Annotated in this window: 17 protein-coding genes; 12 read left to right on the top strand and 5 right to left on the bottom strand. The window is 57.1% G+C overall.

All coding sequences use genetic code 11. The annotated features are described in order from the left end of the window. The first annotated feature begins 37 nt into the window (after nt 1-37). From L8H52_RS21195 to L8H52_RS21170, 6 genes are all read left to right on the top strand, one after another. Nucleotides 38-1,120 carry a glycosyltransferase gene (locus tag L8H52_RS21195; RefSeq protein WP_077573816.1) on the top strand — a complete coding sequence of 361 codons (1,083 nt, stop codon included), beginning with the start codon at nt 38-40 and terminating at the stop codon, nt 1,118-1,120. Between the two features lie 15 nt (nt 1,121-1,135). Continuing rightward, nucleotides 1,136-2,248 carry a polysaccharide pyruvyl transferase family protein gene (locus L8H52_RS21190; RefSeq protein WP_242208600.1) on the top strand — a complete coding sequence of 371 codons (1,113 nt, stop codon included), beginning with the start codon at nt 1,136-1,138 and terminating at the stop codon, nt 2,246-2,248. After that, nucleotides 2,245-3,477 (top strand): polysaccharide biosynthesis C-terminal domain-containing protein, encoded by a 1,233-nt coding sequence (locus L8H52_RS21185; RefSeq protein WP_242208599.1) that lies wholly within the window; start codon nt 2,245-2,247, stop codon nt 3,475-3,477. Before L8H52_RS21190 ends, L8H52_RS21185 begins: the two co-directional genes overlap by 4 nt. Further along, complete coding sequence (locus L8H52_RS21180) at nt 3,468-4,571, top strand: hypothetical protein (RefSeq protein WP_064117878.1); 1,104 nt, start codon at nt 3,468-3,470, stop codon at nt 4,569-4,571. The genes L8H52_RS21185 and L8H52_RS21180 overlap by 10 nt, the downstream gene beginning before the upstream one ends. A gap of 12 nt (nt 4,572-4,583) precedes the next feature. After that, entirely contained in the window at nt 4,584-5,630 is a 1,047-nt protein-coding gene (locus L8H52_RS21175) for an acyltransferase (protein ID WP_242208598.1), read from the top strand. Nucleotides 5,631-5,740: 110 nt separating this feature from the next. Next, complete coding sequence (locus tag L8H52_RS21170; RefSeq protein WP_242208597.1) at nt 5,741-6,868, top strand: GDSL-type esterase/lipase family protein; 1,128 nt, start codon at nt 5,741-5,743, stop codon at nt 6,866-6,868. A 123-nt stretch (nt 6,869-6,991) separates the two neighbouring features. Here the strand turns inward: L8H52_RS21170 and L8H52_RS21165 are convergent, their stop codons facing one another. Beyond that, nucleotides 6,992-7,396, bottom strand: a complete 405-nt coding sequence (locus L8H52_RS21165) for a mannose-1-phosphate guanylyltransferase (protein ID WP_242208596.1) — start codon at nt 7,394-7,396, stop codon at nt 6,992-6,994. Nucleotides 7,397-7,425: 29 nt separating this feature from the next. Further along, a complete protein-coding gene (gene galU / locus L8H52_RS21160; protein ID WP_007910549.1) occupies nt 7,426-8,259 on the bottom strand; it encodes a UTP--glucose-1-phosphate uridylyltransferase GalU in 834 nt (277 codons plus the stop codon). Nucleotides 8,260-8,649: 390 nt separating this feature from the next. Here galU and galE point away from each other — a divergent pair, with 390 nt between their 5' ends. The 6 genes from galE to L8H52_RS21130 all read left to right on the top strand — a co-directional run bounded on the left by galE (nt 8,650) and on the right by L8H52_RS21130 (nt 14,849). Then, entirely contained in the window at nt 8,650-9,666 is a 1,017-nt protein-coding gene (gene galE / locus L8H52_RS21155) for a UDP-glucose 4-epimerase GalE (protein ID WP_242208595.1), read from the top strand. A 230-nt stretch (nt 9,667-9,896) separates the two neighbouring features. Beyond that, a complete protein-coding gene (locus tag L8H52_RS21150; RefSeq protein ID WP_007910552.1) occupies nt 9,897-10,133 on the top strand; it encodes a hypothetical protein in 237 nt (78 codons plus the stop codon). A 144-nt stretch (nt 10,134-10,277) separates the two neighbouring features. Continuing rightward, nucleotides 10,278-11,339, top strand: a complete 1,062-nt coding sequence (locus tag L8H52_RS21145) for a polysaccharide biosynthesis/export family protein (RefSeq protein WP_242208594.1) — start codon at nt 10,278-10,280, stop codon at nt 11,337-11,339. 11 nt (nt 11,340-11,350) lie between these two features. Next, nucleotides 11,351-12,016 (top strand): YjbF family lipoprotein, encoded by a 666-nt coding sequence (locus L8H52_RS21140; RefSeq protein WP_242208593.1) that lies wholly within the window; start codon nt 11,351-11,353, stop codon nt 12,014-12,016. Next, nucleotides 12,016-12,774 (top strand): capsule biosynthesis GfcC family protein, encoded by a 759-nt coding sequence (locus L8H52_RS21135; RefSeq protein ID WP_242208592.1) that lies wholly within the window; start codon nt 12,016-12,018, stop codon nt 12,772-12,774. Before L8H52_RS21140 ends, L8H52_RS21135 begins: the two co-directional genes overlap by 1 nt. Beyond that, entirely contained in the window at nt 12,771-14,849 is a 2,079-nt protein-coding gene (locus L8H52_RS21130; protein WP_242208591.1) for a YjbH domain-containing protein, read from the top strand. The genes L8H52_RS21135 and L8H52_RS21130 overlap by 4 nt, the downstream gene beginning before the upstream one ends. A gap of 1,129 nt (nt 14,850-15,978) precedes the next feature. Here L8H52_RS21130 and L8H52_RS21125 read toward each other — a convergent pair. From L8H52_RS21125 to L8H52_RS21115, 3 genes are all read right to left on the bottom strand, one after another. Continuing rightward, entirely contained in the window at nt 15,979-17,373 is a 1,395-nt protein-coding gene (locus tag L8H52_RS21125) for an undecaprenyl-phosphate glucose phosphotransferase (protein WP_242208590.1), read from the bottom strand. Between the two features lie 392 nt (nt 17,374-17,765). After that, nucleotides 17,766-18,398: a helix-turn-helix domain-containing protein gene (locus tag L8H52_RS21120; RefSeq protein WP_242208589.1), complete on the bottom strand. Its 633-nt coding sequence runs from the start codon at nt 18,396-18,398 to the stop codon at nt 17,766-17,768. 279 nt (nt 18,399-18,677) lie between these two features. Next, on the bottom strand, nt 18,678-19,418 hold the full coding sequence (locus L8H52_RS21115; protein WP_242208588.1) for a winged helix-turn-helix domain-containing protein: 741 nt from the start codon (nt 19,416-19,418) through the stop codon (nt 18,678-18,680). Nucleotides 19,419-19,912: the final 494 nt, after the last annotated feature.

Here is a 19,912-nt window from a genome sequence, read left to right as displayed (position 1 = left end):
TCAGCGACTGTTTTTTCCTCTTTGAAGTGGGTGATTTGTGAAAAAAATACTGCACGTGGCAGAGACGATCAAAGGTGGCGTCGCGACGGTGATCCGGACGATTTCGGCCTCGCCGGAAGGTGATGCGGCGAACTACGAGCTGGTGTATCTGGTCCCGGAGGATCAGGCCAAAGAGTTGCACGGCATCGGCGAGCAACAGATCCGCACTTTCCCGCGTACCGGGCGCAATGTGCCGTCGCTACTGCGTTTCGCCTGGCGCCTGACCCAGGTGATGCTCAAGGAAAAGCCCGACGTGGTGCATTTGCACAGTACCTTTTCCGGCGTCATCGGCCGGTGCGTGTGTGTGCTGTTGCGACCGTGGCGCAAGCCGAAGATCGTCTACTGCCCGCACGCGTTTTCGTTCCTGATGGAAAGCTCGCCGACCAAGCAGAAAGTCTATGCGTGGATCGAGCGGGTGTTGCAGAAAGTCACCGACGTGATCATTTGCGTCAGCCAGTACGAACTCGACAAAGCCGCGCGTTTTGGCATTGAGCGCAAGCGCATGACGCTGATCTACAACGGCATTCATCGCAAGGAAGACGCGCAGAAAGCGGTTGGCAACGAGCCGATTCATCTGCTGTTCGTTGGCCGCCTCGACTATCAAAAGGGCTTCGATGTGCTGCTCAAGGCTTACGCCAAAGTGCAGCGCAGCGACATGAAGCTGACCGTGGTCGGCAGTGCCGTCAACGAGGACGCGGTCGAGTGCCCACCGATGGACGGCGTCGAGTACCTGCCGTGGGTCACCCCGAGCGAAGTGCAGGCGCTGTATCAACAATCCGATGCGCTGATCGTGCCGAGCCGCTGGGAAGGTTTCGCCATGGTGCCGCTGGAAGGCATGGCCATGGGCTTGCCGGTAATCGCCAGCAATTGCACGTCGCTGCCTGAACTGGTCACCAATGAAGTCTCCGGTTATGTCTTTCCGTCCGGTGATCACCAGGCGCTGGCCGATGTGCTGACGATTATCCAGAAGCCTCGCCTGCTCGACCTCGGCAACCAAGGACGGAGCATCGTCCGCGAGCGTTTCAGCGCCGCGCTGATGATTCGCCAGACCTACGACCTGTATCGCGCTCCCACTTTTTAAGTAGAACTCAAGCATATGAACGTAACGATTTTGCATGGCTACAGTGCGTCCAACTCCGGTGACGGCCTGCTCGTCGATCTGGCCATCGCTCTGGTGCAGCGCAACTTTGGTGAAGACACCGCGATCAGTGTGGTGGCGTCCGATCCGGACTCTTTCAGCTATCTGCCGCACCCGCGTTTCGACGCGCCGGTGATGGCGGCCAAGGGGCTGGGTCGGGTCAAGCAAGCGGTGTTCCTCAATCAGTCCTACGCCGGTCTGGCGGATCTGTTGAAGAAAACCGATCTGATCGTCGGCGTCGGTGGCGGCTACATGCGCTCGAAAAGCGCCTTCGAACACATCAAGCTGAAACTCGGCCACGCCAAGCAACTGGAAACCGCGATCCTCAGCAAAGTGCCGTCGGTGTACCTGCCGCAAAGCATCGGCCCGTTCCACGGCGAGAGCAGCAAAATCGTCGAGCACTACGCCAGCGCCGACGCGGTGTTCGTGCGTGACAATCGTTCTTCGGCGATTTTCGATGCCTGCGCCAACGTCTACCGTGCGCCGGATCTGGCCGTGCAATCGCTGGCGAGCAAAATCCTCCAGCAAGCGAAGTTCACCCGCTGCGCGTCGTCGCCAGCCACGGTCTGCGTGGTGCTGCGCAAGCCGCCGGAGTGGAGCAAGGAAAAGAAAGTCGCTTACGTGGCGAATCTGAAAGTGCTGCTGCAGCGCCTGAAGAACAAAAGCAAAGTCGTCTGTGCGGTACAGAGCGCGGTGCGCGGCAACGATGACGGCGCGTTCTATCGCGAGTTGGGCATCACCGAAGACCTGTTGTCGCTGAAGGCGACGATTGCCAAATACCAACCGGACCTGGTGATTTCCGTGCGTCTGCACGGCGCCATCGAATCGCTGCTTTCCGGCGTGCCGGCGTACCACATCAGCTACGAGCGCAAAGGCTTCGGCGCCTATCAGGACATGGGCGTGGACGACTGGGTGATCAACGGCGGCGACATCAATGTCGACACGATCATCGACACGGTTTACGCGCCGAATGCGTTGTCGAATTTCGGTAAACGCCTGACCGACACTTGCCGTGAAATCGAAGCGAAAACCGTGGCCATGGACGAAATCATCAAAGGTGTCGTTCGATGATATTTCGGCTGTTGCTTCGCGGCGGAGCGTTAGGCGCGAAGTTTTTGCTGGTGTTGGCGATCACCCATTACCTCGGTTATGAGGCGCTGGGTTTTTACGGCGTGGTGGTCGCGGCTTCGTTGATCGCCTCGAAGTTTTACAGTGTTGGATTCAGTTCCGAGATCAATCGCTTGATCAGTGTCGGCGGCAGTTCGCGCCGCGTGGTCGATAAAGTCCTGCTGCTGTATCTGGCGGTGGGGCTGCTGTTGTCGGTGGTGACGGTGCTGATTTATTCACTGTTCCAGACAGTTGAAGCGAGCGCCGCGCTGATTCTTTGCGTGACCCTGGTATTGCTCACTGAGCACCTGTCGTTCGAGATCAACTCGTTCGTGTTTTCCGCGCAGAAAGCCACGGCGGGCGCGTTGCTGTTCTTCATCAAGACCGGCCTGTGGGCGCTGCTGGCAGTGGGCGGAATGATGCTCGACTGGGTGTCGGGAATCGCCAGCGTGCTGTGGTTGTGGGTTGCTGCCAACGTGCTGGTGATCATCGCCGGCTACCTGATCGTGGTGAACGTGCACAAGGGCCGGGTCGCCGGGACGTTGGCCACGGGCACCGTGTGGAAGGCCGGTTTGCCGTTCTACCTCGGCACCGGGCTGATCGCGTTGAGTCAGTACGCCGAGCGCTTTCTGATCATCGATCTGGAACCTTATGCCAGCCTCGGTAAATACGTGTACGCGTGGTCGGCGGCGAACACCTTGCAGGCGTTGTCGTACGCGGTGGTGGCGGTGGTCGGGATTCCGCTGATGGCCAAGCGTTTTCAGGCCGAGCAGCAGGCGTTCACGGTCAAGCAGTTGTTCATCAACAAGTGGGTGATGCGTTCGCTGCTGGTGTCGGCGGCGGTGGCGGTGGCGATCTATGTGTTTTTCAACGTGGTGCTCGATTACGTCGCCATCAGTGTTCCGCGTCCGGACAATGCAATCCTCGGCGTGCTGATCTTTTCCTTCGCCTTGCGCGCAATTGGCGACATCGTCTGGGGCGGTCTGATTGCCTCGAAAAACAGTCGCGTATCGCTCGCCAGTGCGGCGATCTGCCTGTTGGTTTCGGTGCCGGTCAGCTATGTGCTGATCAAGCACTATTCGATCTACGGCGCGGCGTGGGGCAACGTCTTCGCGATCATCGTGCAACTGCTGGTGATTGCCGTGCTGACCCGCGCGACGGCCGGGAAAAAGGCTGCGTTGTCATGGGCCTGAAACTGCCGTGCATCGAGTTTCGCGGCAAGCGACTCGATTCGTATGTCTCATTCCTGATCCTGTTCACCGGGCTGTTTCTCTCGGTGGCCATGCCGCTGTTGATCCCGCGTGATCCGGGGCCGGATGCGATGACCTTGTGGTCGTCCTACGCCCGCGCCGACAACTGCAACTTCTGGAACCCGTTCTCGCCGGATCGCTCGTCCTACGAGTGTTCGGCGTTCCTGCTGCGGCCCACCGGGATCAACCTGACCAATGCCTGGGCCTACGGCATGTTCTGCAACTTTTTCCTCACAGCGATACCGGTGGTGGTGTTTCGGCGCATGCCGTTGGCGATCTTCGGCACTTTGTGTCTGTGGGGCATTGTTCGCTCGTTCTTCCTGGAAAACCTGACCAAGGAAATCATTGTGTCGGTGGCGGTGTTGAGCATTCTGCTCAGCTCGCTGACGCGCAAGTATCGCGGCGGATTCTTTCTCTCGGCAGTGATCTACGGCGTGCTGATCCGGCCGTACTGGATTCTGTTTTCGCTGTCGTGGGTTGGCGTCTGCGTGATGAAAAAGTACGTATCGCGCACGACGTTTTTCCTGATGTTGTTTTTGTTCTACCTCGCGGTGGCCATGTCGATTCAGCTCGCGTTGGGCTTTCCAGTGTCGTCGATTCGCGCCAGCAACAACGAGTTACGCACGGCCGGCGAGGAGGGCTCAAAGTCGTTGATCGTCTCGTGGCTCACGGGCAGTGATTTCGTTTCGCAGGCGCTGGACTCGATGATCATTTTCTTCCGCTTGTCGTTTCCGGTGGAGCTGATTCTGCTCTCGGGGCCAGGCCAGGTGATCTTCGTCGCATTGATGATCATGACTGCGTTGCTGTTGTTCAAAGTCATCACCTCGACCGATTACAAAGGCGCGCCGATCCAGACCAAACCCAAGGAACTGATCGCGATCCCGCTGGCGTTTTTGCTGGTGCAGGGTCTGTTCGAGCCGGACTTCGGCTCCTTCGCCCGGCACTTCTCGATGGTGGTGCCGGTGTTGTTTGTCGGCCTGGGCTTGATGCTGCGAGCGAACAAACCGGTGCAGGTTGAATCACGAATTCTGAATTGAGGCAGGTGCTTTATGTCGAGCAAGAAAAAGTCCCTGGAGATAGAAACCCTGCGTGGCCTGGCGTGCCTGCTGCTGGTGCTCTATCACGTCATCGGCCCGCTGGGTGGCGGGTTGAAGATCGATATCGGCTCGCCGTTCCGGGTGATCGCCGATTCGATGGTGTACGTGCGTATGCCGTTGTTCACCTTCATTTCCGGGTACATCTATTCGATCTACAAAATCCGTGGGAATGACTTTTCCGCGTTTTTCAGCGGCAAGGTGCGGCGCTTGATCGTGCCGCTGTTTTGCGTTGGTGTGCCGTTCTCGGTGCTGCAAGCGGTGGGGCCGGGGGTGAACAAGGATGTCGGTGTGATCGACGCATTGCTGTCGTTCTGGGTGCCGATCAACCACTTCTGGTTCTTGCAGGCGGTGTTCATTATTTTCATGTTTGTCGGCTTGCTGGAATGGCGCGGGATGCTGCGTTCGGCGACGCGGTTGTATGGGCTGTTTGCGTTTGCCGCACTGTTGTTTTTGCTGCCGCCGTTCAAGTTCGATGCGTTCGGGATTAACGGGGCGATTTATCTGTTGCCGTTTTTTGTCGCGGGGATGATTGGCCAGGAGAACGTCGACGCGTTGAAACAGCGCTTCAAGGTGATCGGGCCGTTGGTGTTCGTGCTGATTTCGCTGACGCTGCTGTACGTGGCGGCGATTGATCGTGAGTTGATTGTTGATCGTCGCAGTCTGATCGGTCTGACTGTGGGTTGTGTGTCTTGTATCGCGTTGCTGTCGAGTGACATGCGCTCGAAGGCGCTGACCTGGTTGGGCGGTTATTCCTATGCGATTTTCCTGTTTCATGTGTTATTCGCGGCGACGTCGCGGTTTGTGCTGGGGCGGTTGGGGGTGAAGGATGAGAGCTTGCTGGTGCTCGGTGGGTTGAGCTTTGGCTTGCTCGGGCCGGTGGTGTTGTCGATGGTTTTCAGTCGGTTCAATTTCACCTCGGTGTTGTTTCTTGGTGAGCGGGCGGCGAAGAAGAAACCATTGGTGCCCGTCACTCCGGTGGTGCAAACCCACAGCAGCTAAGAGCTTCGCGAGCAGGCTCGCTCCCACAGGGATGGTGTGACTTGCAGAGATCCACTGTGGGAGCGAGCCTGCTCGCGAAGGGGCCATTCCAGACTGAAGGAAATTTTTGCATGTTGGCAGTAGATGACGCGCAACCCGTCGCAGCGTCGGTGGTTCAGGTGGGCGATGCCCGTGAGCGTTTTGCGCAGTGGCGTGAAGGCAAGGCCGGCAAGGTCTTGTCGGTCTCGGTGATCGGCGACAGCTACAGCGCCGGGCAGGATTTCTACCTGAACAAACTGGTGCAACGCGTGGCCGGGGAAGCGGGGTTTGCCGGGCCGGGTTACGTCGGTTTCAACCACGGTGCAGCACTGGGCGGCACACATTTCAAATACACCCGCAGCAGTGACAAATACTTCGGCGGTGACTGGAAGGTTTCAGACCTGGGACAGGCGAGTCCGGACAGTCGCACGGTGACAGGCCGGCCCGGTGCATGGTTGCAAGTGGATGCGAGTCCGACGCCGCGCATCGATACCGCTGTCACTCAGGCGAAACTGCTTTATCTGGGCAACGGCGAATCCAGCGAGATCCGCTATCGCTGGGCGCCCGGGCAAGACTGGCAACCGTTGAAGCTTGAGGGTTCGGGCGTTCAGGAAGTGCCACTGACAGGACTCTCGGCAGCGAAAGGCTGGTCATTCAAACTGGAAGTGGTGAAGGGCGCGCCGACGTTGTTCGGGCTGTGGATGAGTAACGATCAGAACGGCGTGCGGGTCTCGAAACTGGCAGCATCGGGTGCGGCGTCTGCGGATTTCTATCACAAGGATCCGCAGTGGCAGGTGCAGTGGAAAGCTGCGGTATCGAAGATTCCTGCGGACGTTTATCTGATCATGCTCGGTGGCAACGATCAGGGCTTCGGCGTGAAGCCTGCGCAGTACCTGCAGAACGTTCAGGGGCTGGTGGGCATGCTGCGTGAGATTCAACCGCAGGCGAGCATCAACCTGATCATGCGTCAGGACACTACGCGCTCCAGCGCTTATCCGATGTCGGCGTATGCGCAGGTGCTTGAACCGTGGGCGCGTGAGCAGCATCTGGGGTACGCCAATCTTCAGTGTGCGTTTGGTCCCGACATCAAACGCTACGCGGCGGCGATGATCGGCCCGGACAAGATTCATCCGGTACCGGCCACGGGCGGGAAGGTGATTGCTGATTACTTCTATGGCTGGATCATGGGCGCCAAGGATCGCTGCGACGCCGCCCAGTAATGATCGTTCCCACGCTCTGCGTGGGAATGCCACCCGGGACGCTCCGCGTCCCTTCGCTGGGTGACGCAGAGCGTCACTGGATGCATTCCCACGCGGAGCGTGGGAATGATCAGGTGAGGGGAGTTATTCGAAGGCGTCTACTTGCTCGAGCAATTCCGCAATCTTCTGCGGCATCAACCGCGTATCGCACCGGGTTTCGACGTTAATGATGATCGCCGGGTCGTTACAGCAAATCCGCACGCGAAAACGCCAGTCACCGAAGATCACCTTCAGCCCATCACTGTCATCCATTTCCAGCGCCTGCTCGCCATAGAGCTTTTTCAAATGCGCGAGCAGCGGATAGGGATCGCGCAGCGGCCGGCGAATGTCCCCGGACGCCGGAAACACGCCAATCCGCTCCACCAGCAGAATCGTGCCCAGCCAAGACTCGTTGGCGCTGGGCAACGGCTGATGGCGTGACAACCAGCTCATCACCCCGAGGTTACCCACCTCGCGTTCAATCTCTACGGAATGTTGTGCAATGTTCATGGTGGCCTCGTTGGGTGAAGGGAGCCGTCTCAGCGGCCCTTGAGATAAACGTTTTCGTAGCAGAAATTGGTCGCCTGCAAGTAACCCTCGGCGTCACCGCAGTCAAAGCGCAGACCTTTGAATTTGTAGGCCAGCACGCAACCGTTCTGCGCTTGTTTCATCAACGCGTCGGTGATCTGGATTTCGCCGCCCTTGCCCGGTTGGGTGTCGGCGATCAGGTCGAAAATGTCCGGCGTGAGGATGTAGCGGCCGATGATCGCCAGGTTCGACGGTGCGTCTTGCGGGGCCGGTTTTTCCACCATGTTGTTGACCCGGTAAATGCCGTCGGACATCAGTTCGCCGGCAATCACCCCATACTTGTGGGTCTGGTCGGCCGGGACTTCCTGGATGGCGACGATCGAGCAGCGGAATTTCTTGTACAGCTCAATCATCTGGGTGAGTACGCCGTCACCTTCCAGGTTCAGGCACAGGTCATCGGCCAGCACCACGGCGAAGGGCTCGTCGCCGATCAGTGGGCGACCGCTGAGAATCGCGTGGCCCAGACCTTTCATTTCCACCTGACGGGTGTAGGAGAAGGTGCAGGTGTCGATCAGCTCGCGGGTGCCGGCGAGGAACTTCTCTTTCTCGGTACCACGGATCTGGTGTTCGAGTTCGTAGCTGATGTCGAAATGGTCTTCCAGCGCACGCTTGCCACGACCGGTAACGATGGCCATGTGTTGCAGACCGGCGTCCCGCGCTTCTTCAACGGCGTATTCGATCAACGGCTTGTTGACGATCGGCAGCATCTCTTTCGGCATGGCTTTGGTCGCCGGCAAGAAACGCGTGCCGTAGCCGGCAGCAGGGAACAAACATTTACGAATCATAAAAGTATCCTGGACAGTCATGGAACAGTCAGCGGGTGCACTGCACTAATGAAGTGCAAGCAAGTTTCAAACATTATTGAACGACTGCTTTAATACCTGAGTCAGGTTGTTAATGGCAATTGCGGGTGGCGGTAAAGCGCGACAATGTTATGAGATGTCGGTTAGTTGCTTGATAGTTATTTTTAGTCGGTATCTGTTGGTAGTGATGAGTGCACAGGGAGTGCTAATAAGTAGCGGGCAATACAGTGTGACCTGCAAAAATATTTATTGCCAGTCATTGAACTAGTTTTGTTTTCGGTTGTTGTCGCCTCATTTGTGTGGATTGTGACACATCTTCAATGAATCAGGCTTGACACGCTACTTGTCACTCATTCAAAGACGGATCGCACTATGAAGATTCTGGTAACGGGTGGTGCCGGCTATATCGGCTCGCATACCACACTTGCATTGCTTGAAGCAGGTTATGAAGTTGTCGTGCTGGATAATCTTTGCAACAGCAGCGAAGCCGCGTTGCACGCCGTTGAAACCATTTGCGGCAAGAGTGCCTGGATGATCCGTGGTGATGTCTGTGACCGGGCACTGCTCGACCGGATTTTCCGCGAGCACAACATTGAAGCGGTGCTGCATTTTGCCGGCCTGAAAGCGGTCGGCGAGAGCGTGCGCAAGCCGCTCGAGTACTACGAGACCAACGTCAGCGGCAGCATCACCCTGTGCCAGGCGATGGCGGCGGCGGGGGTGTTCCGGCTGGTGTTCAGCTCGTCGGCCACCGTGTATGGCGAGCCTGAACAGATGCCGATCCGCGAAGATTTCCCCACTGGCAATCCGACCAATCCCTACGGCCAGTCCAAGCTGATCGTCGAGAACGTCCTGCGTGACCTCAGCCAGGCCGAGCCGCGCTGGAGCATCGCCCTGCTGCGCTACTTCAATCCGATCGGCGCCCACGCCAGCGGCCACATGGGCGAAGACCCCAACGGCATTCCCAATAATCTGGTGCCTTACATCAGTCAGGTCGCAGTCGGCAGCCTGCAAGAGCTGTCGATCTTCGGCAACGATTACCCGACGGTGGATGGCACCGGCGTGCGCGATTACATCCACGTCGTCGATCTGGCCGACGGCCACTTGAAGGCCTTGCAGTCGATCTCCGGGCGTACCGGCATTCATACCTGGAACCTCGGCACGGGTGATGGCTACAGCGTGCTGCAAGTGCTCCAGGCCTTCGAGCAGGCCTGCGGGCAAGCGGTGCCGTATCGGATGATGCCGCGCCGTTCCGGAGATACCGCCGAAAGTTGGGCCGATGCCTCCAAGGCGGCAAAAGAACTGGGCTGGAAAGCCACACGCAGTTTGCAGGATATGGTCACTGATACTTGGCGCTGGCAATCCAACCATCCCAATGGTTACTTGCGATGATGGCCATTTAGTCCAATGTTATTTTCAGTCAGGTTGTTAGATAACGTCGGGAAATTACACTGGCAATGCCTTTTGCAAGTCCGTAGATATAAACCTGCCGTTCGACTTTTATCAGTTGGGTAAGACTGTGAAAGAACAACGGATCTTGTTCGCGCTTTTTGCGGACTTGAACTCACCACCGCTAACTCAGGCCGGTTTTTTAACAGGTCGAATGTTAGAAAGGAGTTGATATGAAAAAAGTGATGGCAGTTGCCCTGTTGACGATGTTGAGCAACTGGGCTGCCGCCGCTGAAGCACCGCTGACAGCGGTAACCAATGTAGGTGGCAACGTGGCGGCTTCTCAAGCGCCCGCTGCCAGTACTGCAATGGTTGCCAGTGCTGTAGCGGCGTCTAACAGCGGTGGCAGTGCCAACGGCGGTACCACCGGTACGACGGGTACCACCGGTACAACCGGCACGCATAACTAACAGGAAGTTCTGTTAGTGCAGTACAGGGTCGCCCGACGCAAGTCGGGTGACTTTGTTTTTGGATTCGCCCTTGAATAGCGTAGTGCCATTATGACTCGTAGTGTTTATCTTTTAATGTTGGCAAGTCTCGCTTTGCAAGGTTGCATGTTTTCTCCCGGTCAATACCTCAGCACCAGCAGCATCACCCGTCAGGGTGCCAGCGAAAGCAGCCGGGTCGAGCTGATTCCGATCACGCCCAAACTGATCGCCATGAACCGCTCCACACAAAAGCGTGAGTCGCTGCCGGCGGAACTGCTGGCGACCCCGGCCGAATACCGCATCGGCAACAACGATGTTCTGTACATCACGGTATGGGATCACCCTGAGCTGACGGCCCCGTCCGGCGCGCAACAACAGATCGATGCCAACGGCCGACTGGTGCGTTCCGACGGCACGCTCTACTACCCGTTCATCAAGGAAGTCCAGGCCACCGGCCGGACCATCCAGCAACTGCGCTCGGACATCGAGCAGCGCTTGTCGGCATTCATCGCCGAGCCACAAGTCGATGTCGCGGTGTTGCGTTTCGCCAGCCAGAAAGTCGTGGTCACCGGCGCGGTGGCCAAGGCCGGTCCGCAAGCGATTTCCACCAATCCGCTGAGCGTGGTTGAAGCACTCGGCTCGGCGGGTATCGATACCAACAACGCCGATTTGTCCGGGCTGCTGCTGACGCGTAACGGCCGCACTTATCCGCTCAATCTCGACTCGCTCAATCAGCAGGATTCCGAGTTGCAGAACGTCTTCCTCAAGGGCGGCGATCAGCTGTACCTGCCATACAACGACAACAAGCGCATCTACGTGATGGGCGAGGTCAACCAGCCGCGTGCGCTGAGCTTCAAGACCGCGACGATGAACCTCACCGATGTGCTCGGCTCGGTTGGCGGCTTGAGCCAGACCACCTCCAACGGCAACGCGGTGTACGTCATTCGCGGCGTGGAAAACCTCGATGTCGAACCGGCGAAGATCTACCAGCTGGAAGCCGAATCGCCGACCGCGATGGCGCTCGCTTCGCACTTCGAAGTGCGCCCGCAGGACGTGGTGTATGTCGGCCCTGCCAACGTGACTCGCTGGAACCGTCTGATCAGTCAATTGGTGCCGTCGGCATCGATTGTCGGCACCGGCGCTTCCGCTGCGAAGAACTGGAGCGAATTCAGTAACAACAACAAATAAGGTCGCCGACTTTGAACATTTTGAAAGTTGGCGTCTGCTTGATGGCGGCCGCGTTGTTGTGCGGCTGTAACCCGCTGATGAGCGCTTCGTTGAACAACCTTAAAGCGGCAGTCGTCGGTCCGGATGAAGTCGACGTGTCGGCGGCCGAAGTGGCCGGGGTCAACTATCCGCAAATGAAACTGACCACGCCGTCCGGCTCCGGGGTGCTGGCGCTGGTGCGCGAGCGTGAAGACCTGCAGTTCTGGGTCGCCTCCGGTAAACAAGTGTTGCTGCTGCGCAATGGCCTCGCCGTGCGCAGCATTGGCCTGGGCCTGGAGGGCGATCTCGATGGCACGCGGCTGGCCGATGACTCGCCCTTCAAGCAAGGCCTGCATCACGTCGCGGACGGTTTCACCACGCGGCGCTGGATCGACCTCTACAAGGGTCAGGAAGTCGGGGTGATCGTCAACAGCCGCTTCTCGCGCCGATCCGAACAGACCCTGAAGATTCTCGACAAGGAATACACGGTGCTGCGTGTCGATGAACACATTGACGCCCCGGCCATCGGTCTGAGCGCGACCAATCGTTACTGGGTCGACCCGCGTGACGGTTTCATCTTGCAGAGCGAGCAGCAACTGACGTCGCAGTTGCGCGTCAAGGTTGTGCAACTGACCCCAGATCGCAGGCACCTGCCGTGATGCGCCTGAAAATGTTATCGGCGGGCTTGATACTGGTCGCGAGTGTGAGTCAGGCGGCCGTCACCGTGTCGGGTGATGTCGCCAATCCCGGGCCGGTCAAGTTGCCACCGGGCGGGCGCTTGCTCGATGTGATCAGCGAAGCCGTGCCGAATGCCGAAGGCTATTGGCTGGCGGGCGGGTTGCTGCGGCAGTCGCTGATCGAGGAGCAGACGCGGCTCAAGGTCGGCGTGCTGTTCGATCTCGACGTGCTGCAACGCATGTCGATGCTGTTCGACCGGCCGAGTCGGGCGGCGCTGGCGCAGCGCATTGCCGAAGAAGTGCGGCAGATGCCGGTAACGGGGCGGCAGATTGCCGATCTTGATCCGGTGGCGCTGGAAGTCGGCTTCGCGCGCAACATTCGCCTCGATGACGGCGATCGTCTGATCTACCCGAAACGCGTCGACGAAGTGCAAGTGCTGGGCGCCGTGGCCGAACCGTGCCACTTGCCGTATCAGCCGTTGCAGGAGGCCCGTGAATACCTGCAAGGCTGTTCGATTCTGGCCGATGCCGAAGCCGATTACCTGTGGCTGATCCAGCCCAACGGCGCTGCGCAACGTGTCGGCATCGCCCATTGGAATCGCGAGTCCGGACACTTTCCCGTGGCCGGCAGCAAGATTCTGGTGCCGTTGAAAAATGATGATCTTGATCCGCCTCTTCCTGAACTGAATCAGCAGTTGGCCGAATTCATTGCCACGCAGCTGGCCGAGGTGGTTCGTTGAAGTTACGTTTTGCAGCTGTATTGTTATTGCCCTGCGGTCTGGCCCATGCCGAGCCGCGCATTACCCAGAATGACTTCGGTGGCACCGGTCTGTTGCAGACGCCGACCGCGCGCATGGACCCGGCCGGCGAGTTGAGCGTCAACGCCAACCGCACCGATCCGTACAGCCGCTACAGCGTGTCGTTGCAGCCGCTGGACTGGCTCGAAGGCTCGTTTCGCTACACCGCGATCACCAACCGGCCGTACGGCTCGGAGGCCCTCAGCGGCAGCCAAAGCTATAAGGACAAGGCGGTCGACGTCAAAGTCCGGCTGTGGCAGGAAAGTCACTGGCTGCCCGACGTGGCGCTGGGCTTCCGAGATATCGGTGGTACCGGTTTGTTCTCCAGTGAATTTTTCGTCGCCAACAAGCGTTACGACAACTTCGATTTCAGCGCCGGTATTGCTTGGGGTTATCTCGGTAATCGCGGCGATATCGACAACCCGTTGGGCTACGTCAGCGATCGCTTCGATACCCGTCCGGCTCTTGAAGGCACCGGTGACGTCAACTCGGGTTCGTACTTTCGTGGCCGGCCGTCGTTCTTCGGTGGCGTGAGCTATCAGACGCCGTGGGATCGCCTCAGCCTGAAACTCGAATTCGAAGGCAACGACTACAAGCACGAGCCGAAGGACAACGAGATCAAGCAGGACTCGCCGATCAACCTTGGCGCGGTGTTCAAAGTCACCGATTCGGTCGATGTCAGCGCGGCGTGGGAGCGCGGTAATACGGCGATGTTCGGCGTGACTTTCCATACCAATTTCGTCAGCCGCAAGGCTCCGGCCAAGACCTACGATCCGACCCCGGAACCGCTGCCGGCGAAGGCTCCGACCACGGCGATGGATCAGGTCAACTGGGCCAACGTCTCGCAACGCTTGCAGCAGAATGCCGGCTACAAAGTCGAGCGTATCACCCAGCGTGATTCCGAGCTGATCGTGTATGGCGAGCAGCAGCGCTACTTCCATTCGTCCAAGGCTGTGGGGCGGGCGAGCCGGATTCTCGACAACAGTGTCAACGACGACATCGACTGGTTCACCGTGGTCAACAAGCGCTATGACCTGCCGCTGGAAGAAACCAGCGTGCCGCGTCAGACCTTCCGCGAAGTGATCAACAACGAAGAGCCGCTGCAGTCGCTGCACCGCACCACTGAGATCAATCCGGCGATGCCGCACAACGAGAAGACCCTCTACACCGAAGCGCCGCAGCATTTCAGCTATGGCGTGGGGTTGGGCTTCAAGCAGAACGTTGGTGGCCCGGATGGCTTGCTCTATCAATTGAGCGCCGATGCCGACGCCGAATACCGCTTCAATCGCAACACCTGGTGGAGCGGTTTGCTCAGTGCCAACCTGGCCAACAACTTCGACAAATTCACCTACGACGCGCCGAGCGGTCTGCCGCGTGTGCGCACGGATTTGCGTCAGTACCTGACCACCTCTAACACGACCATGCCGTTGTTCCAGGTGAGTCATGCCGAGCAATTGGATAAAGACTGGTATGGCATGGTCTATGGCGGTTATCTGGAGTCGATGTTTGCCGGTGTTGGCGGTGAAGTGTTGTTCCGCCCGACCGGTGAGCGCTGGTCGGTGGGCGCGGATCTGAACTGGGTGCGGCAGCGCGATTTCGATCAAGGCTTTGCGCTGCGTGATTACTCGGTGGTGACCGGGCATGTCACGGCGTATACCGATTTGCCTTTCGATACGCTGGCGGCGGTGAGCGTCGGGCGTTATCTGGCCGGCGATTGGGGCGGTACGCTGGACATCTCGCGCGAGTTCTTCAATGGTGTGCGCTTTGGCGCGTGGGCGACGATCACCACGGCGGGCAGTGCCGAGTATGGCGAAGGTAGTTTCGACAAAGGCATCTACCTGTCGATCCCGTTCGACGAAATGATGAGCATGTCGACCATGCGCCGCGCCAACCTGGTCTGGGCCCCGCTGACCCGAGACGGTGGCGCGCGACTCAATCGCAGCTACCAGTTGCACTCGATGACCGATAGCCGCGAAGGGGATATGTTCTATCGGAATTTTGAGAAGATTACTGAGTAAGCGCGGATCTCCGAAGCACCGCATAAACCTGTGGGAGCGAGCCTGCTCGCGAAGGCGCCGGATCAGCCAGCATCATCGCTGCCTGACCCACCGCTTTCGCGAGCAAGCTCGCTCCCACATTGGCTATTTGTCACGCCCAAAATCCCGATGTCATCCCAGATCCCTGTGGGAGCGAGCTTGCTCGCGAAGACGTCAGCACATCCAGCATCAATGTTGCCTGACCCACCGCTTTCGCGAGCAGGCTCACTCCTACAATGGATACCTGTCACGCCAAAAATCCCGATGCCATCCCAAATCCCTGTGGGAGCGAGCTTGCTCGCGAAGGCGTCAGCACATCCAGCATCAATGTTGCCTGACCCACCGCTTTCGAGAGCAAGCTCGCTCCCACATTGGTTATCTGTCTCACCAAAAGTCCCGATGCCATCCCAGATCCCTGTGGGAGCGAGCCTGCTCGCGAAGGCGTCAGATCAGCCAGCATCAATGTTGCCTGACCCACCGCTTTCGCGAGCAAGCTCGCTCCCACATTGGCTATTTGTCACACCCAAAATCCCGATGCCATCCCGAATCCCTGTGGGAGCGAGCTTGCTCGCGAAGACGTCAGCACATCCAGCATCAATGGTGCCTGACCCACCGCTTTCGCGAGCAAGCTCACTCCCACATTGGTTATCTGTCACGCCCAAAATCCCGATGCCATCCCAGATCTCTGTGGGAGCGAGCTTGCTCGCGAAGACGTCAGCACATCCAGCATCAATGGTGCCTGACCCACCGCTTTCGCGAGCAGGCTCGCTCCCACATTGGCTATTTGTCACGCCCAAAATCCCGATGTCATCCCAGATCCCTGTGGGAGCGAGCCTGCTCGCGAAGGCGTCAGCACATCCAACAACAATGTTGCCTGACCCACCGCTTTCGCGAGCAAGCTCGCTCCCACATTGGCTATTTGTCACACCCAAAATCCCGATGTCATCCCAGATCCCTGTGGGAGCGAGCCTGCTCGCGAAGACGTCAGCACATCCAGCATCAATGTTGCCTGACCCACAGTTTTTGCACTCACCCGCAATCCAGCGCCACACCCAAATCCCACGCACAAAAAAGGGGACTTTCGTCCCCTTGCGGTATCCAGCTTCGAACCTCAGTAAATATCCTTCGACAGCAATGTAAACGGCGTCTTCACCAGGATTTTCAGATCCAGCCACAACGACCAGCTGTTGATGTATTGCAGGTCAATCTCGACACGCTTCTGCATCTTGTCGATGGTGTCTGTCTCACCGCGGCAGCCGCTGATCTGGGCCAGCCCGGTGATCCCCGGTTTAATCCGGTGGCGCGCCATGTACGCGAGGATTTTCCCCGAGTAGTAGTTGTTGTGCGCGACGGCGTGCGGGCGTGGGCCGACCAGGGCCATGTGCCCTTGCAACACGTTGAACAGTTGCGGCAACTCGTCCAGCGAAGTGCGGCGAATAAAGCGGCCGACTGCGGTAATGCGCGAGTCATTACGGCTGGCCTGCTTCACGTCACGGTCATCGTGAACACGCATCGAACGGAACTTCCAGACCTTGATCACCTTGCCGTTCCAGCCATGGCGATCCTGCTTGAAAAACACCGGACCAGGCGAGTTGATCTTCACCGCCAAGGCAATGATCAGCAGGATCGGACTCAGCGCGATGATCGCCAGAAACGCCACGGTTTTCTCGACCAGACTCTTGCTCAAAGCAGCGGTCGGTCGACTGGTCAGCGGGCTCTCGTTCAAGTAGATCGCCGGCAGACCGTCCACGACCTTCACCGAGTGATTGAGCAGCGTCAGACTGTTCAGGTCCGGCACCCACACCACATCGACGTTGGCACCGAGCAAGTCGCTATAAATCGCCTCGATCTTTGCGGCTTCACACAGCGGCAGGGTGATGTACAAGCGGCGGATGTCATGCGCTTCGATCAGCTCCAGCAATTGTTCCTGATCGCCCACAACGCGCGGTGCATCCGAGCCCAGCGCAGACACATCACCATTGCTGACCAAACCTACCAACGGCAGGTTTTCCAGTTGGCTGAGCTTCTTCGCCAGACCCAACGCCAGTTCGCCAGTGCCGACGATCAGCGTCTTGTGTTCGCTTTTACGCGAACGCTGGTAGTACTTGGAAAACGCGTGCAGCGGCGCGTAAAGAAATGCCTGACCGAGGAAGCCATACACCGCCCAGCTCAGAATCACCTGGCGCGAAAACAGCTCATCGGCTTGGCAGACAAAGGCGATGCACGCTAGCGCCGCCATGGTCATCGACCAACCCATGAACAGTCGACCGAGGCCGGTCAGGTAGTTGTCACGCTTGCGATAAACACCGCTAAACGTATAAGCCGGCACCGACGCCAGTACCGCCAGCGTTGCACACATCCGGTAGTAAAACGCGACCGTCCCGGTGTGCTGCTCGGCGAGTATGAACAACAGCGTCACGACAAAGCCTTGTGCCAGCGCCCATTGGCCCCAAAAGGTCAGTCCCTTGAGGCCTGTGCTTCGATTGATACTTAGAGAAAGATCCATACGGTATCCCCAAAAGACGTCCATTCAGGTTTCAACAGTTGAAATCCGAGTTGTTATGCAGACTTATTGTTTTTGTTGTAACGAGTGTCCTGAGGTAACAACATCGATATGCCGAACTGTCGTCAGTCAATAGACTAAGTTATTGGCTGGAATGGTGTCTGACGAGTTCTAACAAGATGGCACAGTGCCAACTTTTTAATAATTAAATAGAACAGTGTTAGAAAAGGTCGCAGAGGAGGGGGTGAATAAATGATGTTGTATTTGTTACTGTTGGAGGGGTGGAGGCAGGGAATTTTTAATTCAGGGAGGAAGATGAAGCCAAACAGAGTGCTCTTGTTGTTTTTGTAATCGCACTTTGGTCTGTTTGTTCTGTTCGTGGATATCGATCGGGGTTACGCGACGATTTCCTGAATCAGGCAATAACCGCGGTTTCTGACGGCACGAAACAGTCGCTCACCCTGACTGGCGCTTTTGAATTTGTCTTGCAAACGACTCAAGCACATTTCCAGGCCGCGATATTGTTCCGGCTCGCGACCGATGCTGAGAATCAGCTCGTCACGACTGACAACACGCTCTTCATGGCTGAGCATTTTCTTGACCAGTGCTGTTTCCAGGCCCGTGAGACTGATCTCGACACCTTCTTTGACCAATGCACCCTGGTCCGGATCAAGATGCCAGGTTTCATTGCCAGGCATATCACCTTCAACGGCAGGCGGCATGTTGCGGGTTTCCCCGGTAATGGCCGGGACATTCTGGAAAGGATTGGCCGATTGCGCTGCCCGCCATTCGGATTCGAGCGTGGCCAATATTCGCTGAGTATCGTGTTCAATACTGCGCGCGACATTTTTGCGACTGATGCCTGGATATGTGAACTCCATCACCATTGGAGCGGAAGAGGGTGAATCAACCCCTTCAAACGAATTGAAACGTTCACTGGACAGCATGCTCTCCAGTTCTCGTTGCGACGTTGTACTGTGAGTCACGACAACAAAATATTTCCTTGGGAGGGTTGTACTAGTTTCCATGTCTCTCTCCTAAATACATACCAAAATTGGCTAAAAGAAAAATCGGCAGGCGAGCAATGACTTCCTCGGAAGTAATCGATAGGCAGGGTCTGGGTCCAAGAATGGCCCTCGATAAATTCCACTCGAACTGCTGCTATGTTATGGAGTTTTATTGTTATGGGTCGTGTTGTCGCGCTCATTCAATTGCTTGATTTCAAACAGGCGTGAAGCAGAACGGGAGCTATATGGTTGCATCAGACGATCCTTCGTACGTATGCAAATGGGATGGCTGCCCGAGAGTCAGGCAGTCGATATCAGACCCCGCAGCAGGCGATAGCCATAGCCGCGAATACTCTGAATCGCGTTTGTACCATACATGTCCTTGATTTTTCCACGCAAGCGACTGATTGATTTTTCCAGTGCTCGAGGGTCGTAGAAATTGCTGTTGAGGCCCATGATGCTGGCGATTTCATCATGGCTCAGAATGTGATTGCTGGTTTGCGCGAAGGCTTCGAGGATCTTCATTTCGGCAAACGAGATGTCGAGTTTCTTGCTGGCATCCATCAGGCAGATGCGCGTCGGATCAAGCGTCAGGTTGATATCGCGCTGCCATTCTTCACTGTTGAAGAACTCCCCCAGCAACTCCGCGCCATCGTCGGAAAGGGTATTGAGCTTGATACAAACATCCGCGCCAGCCAGATAATATTTGATCTTGTTGAAGGCGCCGCGACCGGTGATGACCGCGCAAATGATCGGCTTCAAGTTGTCGCTGCGCAGGTTCTCGACCAGCGCAAGATTGTCTTCAAGAGCCTGCGGGCTGTCGATCACCAGAAAGATGGCGCGATACGAACCAGACTGTTCATTCAACTGATATGAACTAGTGTACGCATCGGCTTCGAGCGCCATATCAGTGCGTAAATGCTGGGCGACTAGCGCTTTGAAATGTTCAGCCACGCCACGGGTACGACCCAGAGTAAGAACACCAGGTTCGTCGTTTTTCGGGCGCGGGCTTCTAGTCGCTAAGTTCCCTGAGAGCATCATGCATTGACTCGAATTAGGTGCTGACATCGGGATGTTAAAGCACCGGTTCTCATCTGTGACTGACAATTGGTAACATTCACGCGATTTTTAGACGTGGCTCCCGAGTTTTCTAACAATAATTAAGCTTTTCAAGCTTTTAGTTGATTTTCTCGGAGGGGTGAACTACTGCTTAGATGGTGGCGATATGCAATGGTGCCACTATTTTGAGCTTATTGCGATGGCTTCGTCTATGTCTATCTGCCACTGTCTGGCCATCTCTGAATAATGTGATTTTGATCACACTTTATTGTCAGAGCAACTTTTTTCTGCAAAAGGCCTAAATATTTTCTGCGTAGTTCGTCGGCCGACGATTACTAACATGGCTTGAGTGTGTCTTTTAATAAGACGTAATCTTTGTGGCTGATGAACTTTTGCGTTTATTTATGTCAATGGTCTCACTGCAGATACTCAACCCCTGAGTGTTATTACCCGGTCGCTTATCAAGAGCGCCTGAC

The organism is Pseudomonas sp. CROZ-RG-20F-R04-15 (assembly GCF_022662375.1).
Taxonomy (GTDB): Bacteria; Pseudomonadota; Gammaproteobacteria; order Pseudomonadales; family Pseudomonadaceae; genus Aquipseudomonas.
The sequence above is the reverse complement of the archived record's forward strand: the minus strand, read 5'-3'. Positions and strand labels throughout refer to the sequence as shown.

Bases quoted from the DNA above. Each gene is read 5' to 3' on its own strand.
- galU (WP_007910549.1), bottom strand. From the start codon at position 8,259: ATGATTCGTAAATGTTTGTTCCCTGCTGCCGGCTACGGCACGCGTTTC.
- L8H52_RS21135 (WP_242208592.1), top strand. From the start codon at position 12,016: ATGCGCCTGAAAATGTTATCGGCGGGCTTGATACTGGTCGCGAGTGTG.
- L8H52_RS21150 (WP_007910552.1), top strand. From the start codon at position 9,897: ATGAAAAAAGTGATGGCAGTTGCCCTGTTGACGATGTTGAGCAACTGG.
- L8H52_RS21120 (WP_242208589.1), bottom strand. From the start codon at position 18,398: ATGGAAACTAGTACAACCCTCCCAAGGAAATATTTTGTTGTCGTGACT.
- L8H52_RS21145 (WP_242208594.1), top strand. From the start codon at position 10,278: ATGTTTTCTCCCGGTCAATACCTCAGCACCAGCAGCATCACCCGTCAG.
- L8H52_RS21125 (WP_242208590.1), bottom strand. From the start codon at position 17,373: ATGGATCTTTCTCTAAGTATCAATCGAAGCACAGGCCTCAAGGGACTG.
- L8H52_RS21170 (WP_242208597.1), top strand. From the start codon at position 5,741: ATGTTGGCAGTAGATGACGCGCAACCCGTCGCAGCGTCGGTGGTTCAG.
- L8H52_RS21175 (WP_242208598.1), top strand. From the start codon at position 4,584: ATGTCGAGCAAGAAAAAGTCCCTGGAGATAGAAACCCTGCGTGGCCTG.
- L8H52_RS21115 (WP_242208588.1), bottom strand. From the start codon at position 19,418: ATGATGCTCTCAGGGAACTTAGCGACTAGAAGCCCGCGCCCGAAAAAC.
- L8H52_RS21180 (WP_064117878.1), top strand. From the start codon at position 3,468: ATGGGCCTGAAACTGCCGTGCATCGAGTTTCGCGGCAAGCGACTCGAT.
- L8H52_RS21185 (WP_242208599.1), top strand. From the start codon at position 2,245: ATGATATTTCGGCTGTTGCTTCGCGGCGGAGCGTTAGGCGCGAAGTTT.
- galE (WP_242208595.1), top strand. From the start codon at position 8,650: ATGAAGATTCTGGTAACGGGTGGTGCCGGCTATATCGGCTCGCATACC.
- L8H52_RS21190 (WP_242208600.1), top strand. From the start codon at position 1,136: ATGAACGTAACGATTTTGCATGGCTACAGTGCGTCCAACTCCGGTGAC.
- L8H52_RS21165 (WP_242208596.1), bottom strand. From the start codon at position 7,396: ATGAACATTGCACAACATTCCGTAGAGATTGAACGCGAGGTGGGTAAC.